Raw genomic sequence first — 10,886 nt, forward strand, 5'->3', positions numbered from 1 at the left:
AGCCCCGGCGGATCAGGACGGCAGGCGGAGGTCGGCGAAGACGGCGCGGTGGTCGGTGCCCGGCAGGGTGTGCACGCTGACCTCGTTCACCGAGACCCGCCGGTCCACCAGGACGTGGTCGATGGTGATGATCGGCGGGATCCGCCGGCCGGCGGGCCAGGTGGGGACGAGGCCCTGACCGGTGCGGTCGGCCGCGTCCGCGTAGCCCCGGTCCAGGAGGCGGCGCATCGCCGCGTGGTCGAGGCTGGCGTTGAAGTCGCCGGCGAGGATGCGCACCGTGCCGGGGGAGGCGGGCGGGAGCGCGTCCAGACCCGCCGCCCACTCGTCCACCTCCTCGCCGATCGGCGCGTACGGGTGCACGTCGACGACCTCGACGGGCCCGGCGCCGGGCGGCGTGACCCGGGCGGCGGGCATGTTGTGCCCGACCGGCCGGAACAGCCCCTTCAGCGGGGTCATCGGATATCGGGAGTACAGGCCGCTGCCGCTCGCCCCCCAGTCGGCCTCCAGCACCCGGTGCGGGAGCAGCTCCGCCAGCCCCGCCGCGTCCAGCCGCTCCACCATCTCCGGGGTGAGCTCCTGGGTGCTCAGCACGTCGGGTCTCAACCGCCTGACCAGGTCCATGACGGCCCCCGTGTCGGCCCGGCCGAACAGCAGGTTGACGGTCAGCACCCGCAGCGGCGTCCCGGTCCCGGCCTCCGCGCCCGTGGAACCCACGGCCCGGGGCAGCACGCTGGAGCCGAGCACCGCCGTGACGACCAGCGCGACGGCGGTGACCGACCGGCTGCGGGCGAGTGCGCCGGCGAGCACCGGGACGACCGAGCCCGCCGCCACGTACGGCGTCGCGGTGATGATCTGCGTCGGCAGCGAACCGCGCTCCAGCCCCGCGACCCGCGCGACCGCCCACAGGGCGAACGGCACGACCGCGGCCCACGCGAGAGTCCGGGGGACACGCCACCGGCGGCGTGCGGGAAGCACGATCACGCCACCGGCGTTCCCGTCGGTCGCGGTGTCCACCCCCGCGCTGCCCTGCTCCATCGACCACCCCCCGTACCGGGGACGACGCTATACGAGGAGGCGTGAAAGACGTGTAAAACGGCTGGATTCAGCCGGAGAGCAGCACCTCGCGGGCCCGGCGCGCCAGGCGGCGGGTGGCCTCGTCGCTCGGCTCGGGGATCTCGTCCACCGGGAACCAGCGCAGGTCCAGCGACTCCTTGCTGATCACCGCCTCCGCCCCGGCCGGGGCGACCGCGCCGTACTCGACGTCCAGGTGGTGGCTGAACGGCGGATGGCACCAGACCCGGTGCCGGTCCAGCGCCAGCGGCCCGGGCAGCAGCCGCAGCCCGGGGATGCCGGACTCCTCCGTCGCCTCCCTCAGCGCCACCTCCGCCAGCGTCAGGTCACCGGACTCGCAGTGGCCGCCCATCGGCAGCCACATCCCGGCCTTGCCGTGCAGCGTCAGCAGCACCCGCGCGCCGTCGTGGGACAGCACCGCCGTGGTGGCCGTCAGATGGCCGGGGACGCACTCGCGGTACATCCCGTCGGGGTGGGCGTGCAGGTGTTCCAGGAACTCCTTGCGCAGCAGTTCCTCGGCGTCGCTCGGCGCGCTCCACGCGCCGAGCACCGCACGGGCGTCGGCGTGCAGACCGGAACGGCTCACCTGCCGTCGTCCTCGGTGTCGTCCCCGCTCCCGGCGCCGCCGTCGCGCCCCGTCCCGTCGTCGCCGGACTCCCGCAGCGAGGCCTCCAGGTGGGACAGGTCGAAGTCGGGCTCGCCCCGGACGAAGCGCGCCGGGTCGTCGAGGTCGGCGGCGGTGGGCATCAGGTCGGGGTGGCTCCAGACCGCGTCCCGGCCGTCCACGCCCCGGTCCTCCTCCAGGGTCTTCCAGAGCACGGCCGCGTCCCGCAGCCGGCGCGGCCGCAGCTCCAGGCCGACGAGGGTGGCGAAGGTCTGCTCGGCGGGGCCGCCGGTGGCGCGGCGGCGCCGTACGGTCTCGCCCAGGGCCGCCGCCGACGGCAGCTTGCCCGCGGCCGCGGCGTCCACCACCGTGCCGACCCAGCCCTCCACCAGGGCGAGCGTCGTCTCCAGCCGGACCAGGGCCGCCTTCTGCCGCTCGGTCTCCTCGGGCTTGAGCAGGTTGCCGCCGCCGAGGACCTGCTGGAGCTGCTCGGGGTTGTTGAGGTCGAGGCCGCGCAGCTGCTCCTCCAGGGCGGACACGTCGACCGTGATGCCCCGGGCGTACTCCTCCACGGCGCCGAGCAGGTGCCCGCGCAGCCACGGCACGTGCTTGAAGAGCCGGTGGTGGGCGGCCTCGCGCAGGGCGAGGTACAGGCGCACCTCCTCGGCGGGCGTCTCCAGCCCCTGGCCGAAGGCGGCGATCCCGCCGGGCAGCAGGGCGGCGTCGTCGGACAGCGGCAGGCCGATGTCGGTGGAGCCGATCACCTCGCGGGCGAGCGAGCCGAGGGCCTGGCCGATCTGCTGGCCGACCATCATCCCGCCCATCTGCTTCATCATGCCCATCAGCGGTCCGGCCATGGCCTGCGCCTCGGCAGGCAGGCCGGCGGCGCCGAGGGTGCCGCCCATGGTCTCGACCATGCGCTCGGCGATCGGATCGCAGAGCTGCCGCCAGACGGGCACGGTCCTCTCGATCCACTCCGACCTGCTCCAGGCCTGGGGCGCGCCGACCCCGCTGGGCAGGGCGGTGACCTCGTTCAGCCACAGGTCGGCGAGGTTGAGGGCGTCCACGATCTGGCGCCGCTCGCCCTCCATGACGCTCGGGTCGCCGCCGGCGACCACGGCGTGGCGGGCGATGTTCTTCGCCATGTCCCAGTTCACGGGACCGGTTCCCTGCGGAGCGGACAGCATGTCGGCGAACTGCCGCATGGCCGCCGCGATCTGCTCCGGGTTGCCGAACATGGCGAACGGGTTCTCGTCGGGGTCGTTTTCCCGACCTGGGAAGTCAGTCACGGCTCTACCTCATGCAGGATGGAGGAGTCCACATCCGCCACGTTATCCGTCGCACGGCGGATCAGTGCAAAGTGAGGACCTGGTGCCTACCTCGAAACGCCTCCGGCCCCCGGTCGTCGCCGTCACCGGCGCGGCCTCGGGCATCGGCCGCGCGTTCCTCGCGAAGGTCGCCTCGTCTGCGGATTTCCGCAGAGTCGTGGCCATCGACGAGCAGCGCGGCGACGTGCCCGACGTGACGTGGAGGGTGATCGACGTCCGAGATCCGCTCTTGGCGAACCGGATCTCCGACATCGACGTGCTCGTCCACCTGTCGGCCGACTACGGTCTCGGCTCCGACGCCGGGGAGAGGCGCGCCTACAACCTGCGCGCGGCGCAGACGGTGCTCACCGCCAGCGCCGCGGCCCGGGTGCGCCGCGTCGTGCTGGTCACCAGCGCCATGGTGTACGGCGCGGCGCCCGACAACGAGGTGCCGCTGCCGGAGGACGCCCCCGTCGCGGCCGAGTCCGACACCGGGGTGGTCGGCGACTACCTGGAGATCGAGGCGCTGGTACGGCGTTCGCTCCGCAGCCACCCGGGGCTGGAGGTGACCGTGCTCCGCCCCGCGGCGCTGGTCGGTCCGGGCATCGACAGCGTGGTCACCCGGCACTTCGAGGCGCCGAGGCTGCTCACCGTGAAGGGCTGCAGCCCCCGCTGGCAGTTCTGCCACATCGACGACCTGGTCTCCGCGCTGGAGCTGGCCGCGCTCGGCGCCGTCTCCGGCGTGGTCGCCGTGGGCGGCGAGGGATGGCTGGAGCAGGAGCAGGTGGAGGAGATCTCCGGGCTGCGCCGGCTGGAGCTTCCCGCCGGACTGACCTTCGGCACCGCCCAGCGCCTGCACCGGCTGGGCATCACCCCGGCGCCCGCCGCCGACCTGCACTACGTCGTCTACCCCTGGGTGGTCGACTGCGCGTCGCTCCGCGAGACGGGCTGGAAGCCGCAGTGGACCAACGAGGCAGCGTTCGCGCAGCTCCTGGAGCTCCGCGAGGGCAGGCACGCGGTGGTCGGCCGCCGCCTGTCCGGCAAGGACGCGACGCTCACCGCCGCCGGCGCGACCGTCGCGGTCCTCGGCACCGCCGCGATCGTCCGCGTCGCGCGCAAGAAGCGCCGCACCTAGCGTCCGCCGCGCGCACCGGGCCGCGCGTCGCCCGTCGCCCGTCGCGCGTCCCGGTCTCCGCGCGTCCGCCGCCGACCGGCCGGGGCGCGGCACCCGCGGGGAGGCGGAGCGCGGGGTGAGCCGGATCCGGCTCACCCCGGAGCCCCGCTTGCCGGGAAGGTAGGCTTTCCGGCGTGGACGTCATCCGGCTGCTGGGAATTCGCGACAGCGCTCTCTCCCTGGACGAGGTGTTCGCGGCGGTGGGCGACCACGCCGCAGGCGGGACCGCCCTGTTCGTCGGGACCGTACGGGACCAGGACCACGGCAAGCCGGTCGCCCGGCTCTCCTATTCGGCGCACCCGAGCGCGCAGGAGCACCTGCGCAGGGTGGCCGAGAAGGTCGCCGCCGACTTCCCGGTGACCGCGCTGGCCGCGGTGCACCGGGTGGGCGACCTGGAGCTGGGGGACATCGCGGTCATCGTGGCCGTCTCCTGCCCCCACCGGCAGGAGGCGTTCGCCGCCTCCCGCCGCCTCATCGACGACCTCAAGAGCGAGGTCCCGATCTGGAAGAACCAGCTCTTCGCCGACGGCACGACCGAGTGGGTCGGGGCCTGCGAGTGAGGGCGCGCGGGCCGTACCGCCGATCTCGGCCGGTGGCCGGGACCGCATAGGCTTCCTCCCATGTCCCGACGTGCGCTGACCCTCATGGTGGCCGGCTTCCTCACGCTCGTGCTGGGCGTCGTCGGCACGCTGCTGCCGGTGCCGTATGTCGTGCTGAGCCCCGGGCCGACCGAGAACACCATCGGTGACGTCAAGGGCACACCGGTGATCAACATCGAGGGACGCCGGACCTACCCGACGGACGGCAGCCTCAGCCTCGTCACGGTGGCCTACCAGGGTGGTCCCGGCAGCAGGATCGACCTGCTCACCGCGTTGCGCGGGTGGGTGGACCCGACCATCGCGGTGGTTCCGGAGGAGACGATCTTCCCTCCGGCGACCACCGCCGAGGAGGTCGAGGAGCAGAACACCCAGGAGATGAGCAACTCCCAGGACGACGCGACCGCGGCGGCCCTGAAGGAGCTGCGGATCCCCTACACCTCCGTCGTGACCGTCGCCGCCACGCAGAAGGGCCTGCCGGCCCACGGGAAGTTCGAGGAGGGCGACGAGCTCGTCTCGGTGGACGGGGTGCCCGCCACCGACCGCGAGACCGTCTCGGCGACCGTCCGCAAGCACAAGGCCGGCGAGCAGGTCGCCTTCGTCGTCAAGCGGGACGGCGAGGAGACGACCGTGACCGTCCCGACCGCCGCGGCCGCGGACGGCACGCCCGTCGTCGGCATCTCCATGGGCATCGACTACCGGTTCCCGTTCGAGGTGAGCATCAGCGTCGGCGACGTCGGCGGGCCGAGCGCGGGGATGATGTTCTCCCTCGGGATCATCGACAAGCTCACCCCGGGCTCGCTGACCGGCGGCAAGTCCGTCGCCGGGACCGGGACGATCACTCCTGACGGCGAGGTCGGCGCGATCGGCGGCATCCAGCAGAAGATGGTGGGGGCCCGCGAGTCGGGGGCCACCGTCTTCCTCACCCCGGCCGACAACTGCGCCGAGGCGCTCGCCGCGGTTCCCGACGGGCTCACGCTGGTCAAGGTCGAGACCCTGCACGGAGCGGTCCAGGCCCTCGACGCGGTGCGCACCGGCTCGGGCACCGTCCCCCGCTGCTCGGCGAACTGACGGGCCGGGCACCGTACGGCGGAGGCCCGGGGCGCGGCAGGGGCGCGGAGGACGTGCGGGAGAGCGGGAGAACGGCGCGACGAATGCGGCCGGTGGGGCACGGATCGGCCCTCCCGTGCGTTAGCCGTACTGATAGCCGGACTTCCGGGCGCCGTCGTCCACACCGCACCGAGCGGTTGAACGCGACGGAACCCCCGCCGGTGTAGGTTGCCAGACACGGACCGTGCTCTTCTGACAAGGGGTTGGCCTTGAGCTTCCGGACCCCCGGAGCCGGTAGGGCGATGCGCTTGCCCCGCCGGCCGCGACTGATGCTCCCTGTCGCGATCGCCGTCATCGCGCTCGTGGCATTCTTCTTCCTGTTCTCCGGTGTCTTCACCGACTACCTCTGGTACGACTCGGTGGACTACACCGAGGTGTTCTCCGGTGTGGTCGTCACGCAGATCGTGCTCTTCATCGTGGGCGCGCTGCTGATGGTCGGCATCGTGGGCGGCAACATGCTGCTGGCCTACCGGACGCGGCCGATGTTCGGCCCCGGCATGTTCGGCGGCGCCAGCGGCGCCGACCGCTACCGGATGGCCCTCGACCCGCACCGGAAAATGATCTTCCTGGTCGGCATGGCGATCCTGGCCCTGTTCACCGGGTCGTCGTTCGCCAACCAGTGGAAGACCTGGCTGGAGTTCGTCAACGCCACGCCGTTCAACGAGAACGACGCGCTGTTCGGCATGGACATCTCCTTCTTCATGTTCACCTATCCGTTCATCCGGATGGTGCTGAACTTCCTGTTCACCGCCGTGATCCTGTCGGCGGCCATGGCCACGATCGTGCACTACCTGTACGGCGGGTTCCGGCTCCAGTCGCCCGGCGTGCACGCCTCGCGCGCCGCCCGGGTGCACCTGTCGGTGCTGCTCGGGGTGTTCGTGCTGCTGAAGGCGATCGCCTACTGGGTCGACCGCTACGGCCTGGTCTTCTCCGAGCGGGGCTTCGTGCACGGCGCCTCGTACACCGACGTCAGCGCCGTGCTGCCCGCCAAGACCATCCTGGCGATCATCGCGCTGATCTGCGCCGCGCTGTTCTTCGCCGGGATCGTACGGCCCGGCGGCATGCTGCCCGGCGTCGCCTTCGGCCTCCTGGTGCTCTCGGCCATCCTGATCGGCGGGGTCTATCCGGCCCTGGTCCAGCAGTTCCAGGTCAAGCCGAACGAGCAGGCGCGCGAGCAGGTCTACATCAAGCGGAACATCGACGCCACCCGCAAGGCCTACGACGTCGCCGACGCCGAGGTCATCGACTACGCGGCGCAGGGCGACGCGAGCAAGGCCAACGTCACCGCCGACACCTCGATCTCGGGCGTACGGCTGCTCGACCCGAACCTGATCTCCGAGACCTACCAGCAGAAGCAGCGGATCCGCGGCTTCTACGACTTCCATGACCCGCTGGACGTCGACCGCTACCCGGACGCGTCGGGCAACATGCGCGACACGGTCGTGGCGGTGCGCGAGCTGACCGGCCCGCCGCCGGAGCAGGACAACTGGATCAACCGGCACCTGGTCTACACCCACGGCTACGGCTTCGTGGCCGCGCCGGGCAACGAGGTCGACGCCGAGGGCCTGCCCAACTTCACCGCCAAGGACATGCCGGTCACCGGCCCCCTGGTGCAGCAGACCGGGCTTAAGGAGTCGCGGATCTACTACGGCGAGTCCGAGACCGCGCCCGAGTACGTCATCGTGGGCGGTGACAAGGAGCAGGAGCTCGACTACCCCGGCAGCGGCAACACCGGCCAGAAGAACACGACCTACACCGGCAAGGGCGGTGTGCCCGTCGGCTCGTTCTTCAACCGGCTGCTCTATGCGGCCAAGTACGGCGAGATCAACATGCTCCTCTCGGGCGACGTCAACGAGAAGTCGAAGATCCTGTACGTGCGTGACCCGGCCGAGCGCGTCGCCAAGGTCGCGCCGTTCCTCAGCCTGGACAACAACGCCTACCCCGCCATCGTCGACGGCCGGGTGGTGTGGATCATCGACGCCTACACCACGTCCAACGCCTACCCCTACTCCACGAGCAGGAGCCTCGAGGAGATGACGCGGGACACCGCCACCGACCCGCGCCTGGCCGTGCAGCAGCCGCGCGACCGGATCAACTACATGCGCAACTCGGTCAAGGCGGTGGTCGACGCCTACGACGGCACGGTCCGGCTCTACGCCTGGGACGAGCAGGACCCGATCCTGCAGACCTGGCGCAAGGCGTTCCCCGGCACCCTCAAGCCGAAGACCGAGATGTCGGCGCAGCTCCTGCAGCACGTCCGCTACCCCGAGGCGCTGTTCAAGGTCCAGCGCGACGTGCTGTCCCGCTACCACATCACCGACCCCAACGCCTTCTACGGCGGCCAGGACTTCTGGAACGTCCCGAACGACCCGTCGTCGGGCGAGCGGAACATCAAGCAGCCGCCGTACTACCTGTCGGTCAAGATGCCGGGGACGGACACCCCGTCGTTCTCGCTGACCACCACGTTCGTGCCGCGCCAGGGCCCCAACCTCGCCGCGTTCATGGCGGTGAACGCGACGGCGGGGGACGACTACGGGAAGATGCGCATCCTGCGCATGCCGTCCAACACCACCGTCGCCGGCCCCGGCCAGGTGCAGAACAACTTCCAGAACAAGTTCTCCGGCGAGCTCAACGTGCTCGGCCTGGGCCAGTCCAAGGTCCGCTACGGCAACCTGCTGACCCTGCCGTTCGCCGACGGGCTGATCTACGTCGAGCCCGTCTACGTGGAGATCCAGGCGGCCTCCGGGCAGGAGCCGTACCCGATCCTCCGCCGCGTGCTGGTCGGCTACGGCAGCAAGGTCGGCTCGGGTGACACCCTGGAGGAGGCGCTGAAGCAGGTCTTCGGGGAGGGCGTGCAGCAGCCCGTCGCCCCCGACGAGGGCAAGCCGGACACGCCGGAGGAGGGCACCGGGCAGCCCGCCGCCGGCACCGACCTCGCCAGGGCGATCAGCGAGGCCCAGGACGCCTACACCGCGGCCCAGGACGCGTTGGCGAAGAACCCGCCGGACTGGCAGGCGTACGGCGACGCGCAGGAGAAGCTGAGGGCGGCTCTGGACAAGCTCAAGGGGGCCGCTCCCGCGGAGGGCCCTGCCGCGACGCCGTCTCCGACGCCCACGGGGACACCGTCTCCGACGCCTTCGCCGGCGACGACGGCCACGCCGTCGCCATCGCCCACGTCATAGGCGCGGCGCCGTTCGATTCGCATTCACTCCCGCGTCAGGGTAGTCTTCAGACACACCGACGCGGGGTGGAGCAGTTCGGTAGCTCGCTGGGCTCATAACCCAGAGGTCGCAGGTTCAAATCCTGTCCCCGCTACCAGAGGAAGGCCCGGATCTCATCGAGGTCCGGGCCTTCCGCGTTGAAGAGTCAATTTGCTCTCCGCGGCGGAGCCCGGTAGTCTTCAGACACACCGACGCGGGGTGGAGCAGTTCGGTAGCTCGCTGGGCTCATAACCCAGAGGTCGCAGGTTCAAATCCTGTCCCCGCTACCAAGAGAAACGCCCTCCGGGAAGACTTCCCGGAGGGCGTTTCGCGTATTCCGGTGCCTGCTTTGCCCGGGGTCCCGCCGACGTCGCCGACCCGGCGCCTGCGCCGAAGACCTCGGCGGCCGGCGGCCGGTGCCGTCGTCCGCGCCTGGCACGAGGGCGAGTACCGTGCCAGGGTGGATGACATGTCCCGACCGGTCCTGCGCTGGCGCGTGCGCCGGGAACTCCTCGTTGTGAAGGCCGCGGGAGCGGCGGTGGCCGCGGTGGCCGCCGTGCTGAGTCTCGGTGACGTGCGCGGAGTGCTCCTGGCGGGCGCGGCGGCGGTGATGCTGGCCGGGCTGGCCCTACGCGACTTCCTGGTTCCGGTACGGCTCGCCGCCGACGGGGAGGGGCTCACGGTGGCGAAGGGGTTCGCCGGCACGGAGCGCGTGCCGTGGGGCGAGGTGGAACGGATCAGAGTGGACACCAGGACCCGCTTCGCCTCCCGGACGGAGCTGCTGGAGATCGAGACCGGCGCGGGGCTCTTCCTGCTGAGCCGGTTCGATCTCGGTGCCCCGGTTCGGGAGGTCGCCGACGAACTGCGGGCGTTCCGGACCGGCGGCTAACCCTCGGACAGCCAGCCTCTGGCCATCAGCCAGCCCTTGGTCCTGCCGACCCGGCGGTGCCGGGGCACGAACTTGGGCCTGGTACGGCGGAGCAGCAGGGCCGCCTTGTACACGGCCCAACCCACCAGGAAGGAACCGAAAACGGTCTGGCCGAGCCGTGCCCACACCGACACGTCAGCCGCCGCGAAGACCACGACACCGACCCAGAGAACGCCGAAGACGCCCACGAGGGTCGTCGCGGCCCAATTCATTCCCTGCTGCCACATGCCTGAAGTGTTACAGATCTTGGTTCAAGGCCAGGTCAACGGCACGGAACGGGTCATCGTGGGAGAGTACGGCTGGTGCCCGCACACCTTCGGGCACGCACTCCCTTCCCGGTCCTTCTGGCCGGAGGCTGCTCCAGAGCGGCGGCCAGGTCGGCCGCGGTGCGCGCGTCGGCGAGGATCTGGTTCACCTCGTCCTGTCCGGTCGGGAGCTGACCACGCCTGCCGAGCTCGTCGACGAGGAAGGTGAGCGGTTCCGGATGGCCGGCGGCCTGCGCGGCGACCGCCGCCCGGGCGGCGGTGAGGAGCCGAAGGTAGTAGGAGCGCAGGGTCGCCTCGCGCATGCGCGCGGTCTCGAGGTCGTCCAGCAGGGAGCGGGCGAGCAGGAGAAGATCGCCCGGATGGTCGGCCTCTGCGGCGAGGTGCGCGCGGATGTCGTCGAACTCCGAACGGGTCATCAAGGTCACCTCCATGACGGAGCCAGAGTCCTGACCCTCGTGCCTACTTCGTATCCGAGCCCGATTGCGGATGACTTGCCGTCCGCTTGTGTGCACCGGCAGGTTTGGGACGCGCGAAGCTCGGGAATGGTTGGCAAGTTGCCGCTGTTGCTCCAGAGTCCTGCTACTGTTTCTTCTGCAGGGCCGAGCCCTGCACCCCCTCTCACGAACCCCG

At 71.3% G+C, this 10,886-nt stretch carries 10 protein-coding genes and 2 tRNA genes; 7 read left to right on the plus strand and 5 right to left on the minus strand.

Annotated features, from left to right (window positions below):
* Window positions 1–12: 12 nt before the first annotated feature.
* The 3 genes from ABD823_RS10400 to ABD823_RS10410 all read right to left on the minus strand — a co-directional run bounded on the left by ABD823_RS10400 (window position 13) and on the right by ABD823_RS10410 (window position 2,964).
* Complete coding sequence (locus ABD823_RS10400; RefSeq protein WP_344858261.1) at window positions 13–1,035, minus strand: endonuclease/exonuclease/phosphatase family protein; 1,023 nt, start codon at window positions 1,033–1,035, stop codon at window positions 13–15.
* Window positions 1,036–1,102: 67 nt separating this feature from the next.
* Window positions 1,103–1,657 (minus strand): NUDIX hydrolase, encoded by a 555-nt coding sequence (locus tag ABD823_RS10405; protein WP_344858263.1) that lies wholly within the window; start codon window positions 1,655–1,657, stop codon window positions 1,103–1,105.
* Window positions 1,654–2,964, minus strand: a complete 1,311-nt coding sequence (locus ABD823_RS10410) for a zinc-dependent metalloprotease (protein ID WP_425566587.1) — start codon at window positions 2,962–2,964, stop codon at window positions 1,654–1,656. Before ABD823_RS10410 ends, ABD823_RS10405 begins: the two co-directional genes overlap by 4 nt.
* Before the next feature lie 79 nt (window positions 2,965–3,043).
* Here ABD823_RS10410 and ABD823_RS10415 point away from each other — a divergent pair, with 79 nt between their 5' ends.
* The 7 genes from ABD823_RS10415 to ABD823_RS10445 all read left to right on the plus strand — a co-directional run bounded on the left by ABD823_RS10415 (window position 3,044) and on the right by ABD823_RS10445 (window position 9,951).
* A complete protein-coding gene (locus ABD823_RS10415; protein ID WP_344858276.1) occupies window positions 3,044–4,117 on the plus strand; it encodes an NAD-dependent epimerase/dehydratase family protein in 1,074 nt (357 codons plus the stop codon).
* Between the two features lie 173 nt (window positions 4,118–4,290).
* Window positions 4,291–4,716 carry a molybdenum cofactor biosynthesis protein MoaE gene (locus ABD823_RS10420; protein ID WP_344858264.1) on the plus strand — a complete coding sequence of 142 codons (426 nt, stop codon included), beginning with the start codon at window positions 4,291–4,293 and terminating at the stop codon, window positions 4,714–4,716.
* Between the two features lie 60 nt (window positions 4,717–4,776).
* On the plus strand, window positions 4,777–5,823 hold the full coding sequence (locus tag ABD823_RS10425) for a YlbL family protein (protein ID WP_344858265.1): 1,047 nt from the start codon (window positions 4,777–4,779) through the stop codon (window positions 5,821–5,823).
* 281 nt (window positions 5,824–6,104) lie between these two features.
* Window positions 6,105–9,044 carry a UPF0182 family membrane protein gene (locus ABD823_RS10430; protein WP_344858267.1) on the plus strand — a complete coding sequence of 980 codons (2,940 nt, stop codon included), beginning with the start codon at window positions 6,105–6,107 and terminating at the stop codon, window positions 9,042–9,044.
* A 59-nt stretch (window positions 9,045–9,103) separates the two neighbouring features.
* Window positions 9,104–9,180 (plus strand) — tRNA-Met (locus ABD823_RS10435).
* A 95-nt stretch (window positions 9,181–9,275) separates the two neighbouring features.
* Window positions 9,276–9,352, plus strand: a tRNA-Met gene (locus tag ABD823_RS10440).
* 179 nt (window positions 9,353–9,531) lie between these two features.
* Entirely contained in the window at window positions 9,532–9,951 is a 420-nt protein-coding gene (locus ABD823_RS10445) for a PH domain-containing protein (protein WP_344858268.1), read from the plus strand.
* Here the strand turns inward: ABD823_RS10445 and ABD823_RS10450 are convergent.
* Together ABD823_RS10450 and ABD823_RS10455 are read right to left on the minus strand one after the other, a co-directional pair.
* Window positions 9,948–10,217: a hypothetical protein gene (locus ABD823_RS10450; protein ID WP_344858270.1), complete on the minus strand. Its 270-nt coding sequence runs from the start codon at window positions 10,215–10,217 to the stop codon at window positions 9,948–9,950. The genes ABD823_RS10445 and ABD823_RS10450 overlap by 4 nt on opposite strands.
* A gap of 53 nt (window positions 10,218–10,270) precedes the next feature.
* Window positions 10,271–10,672, minus strand: coding sequence for a hypothetical protein (locus tag ABD823_RS10455; protein WP_344858272.1), 402 nt, complete (start codon window positions 10,670–10,672; stop codon window positions 10,271–10,273).
* Between the last annotated feature and the right edge of the window lie 214 nt (window positions 10,673–10,886).

This window comes from Planomonospora alba (genome assembly GCF_039534085.1).
In the GTDB taxonomy this organism is placed as follows: Bacteria; Actinomycetota; Actinomycetes; order Streptosporangiales; family Streptosporangiaceae; genus Planomonospora_B; species Planomonospora_B alba.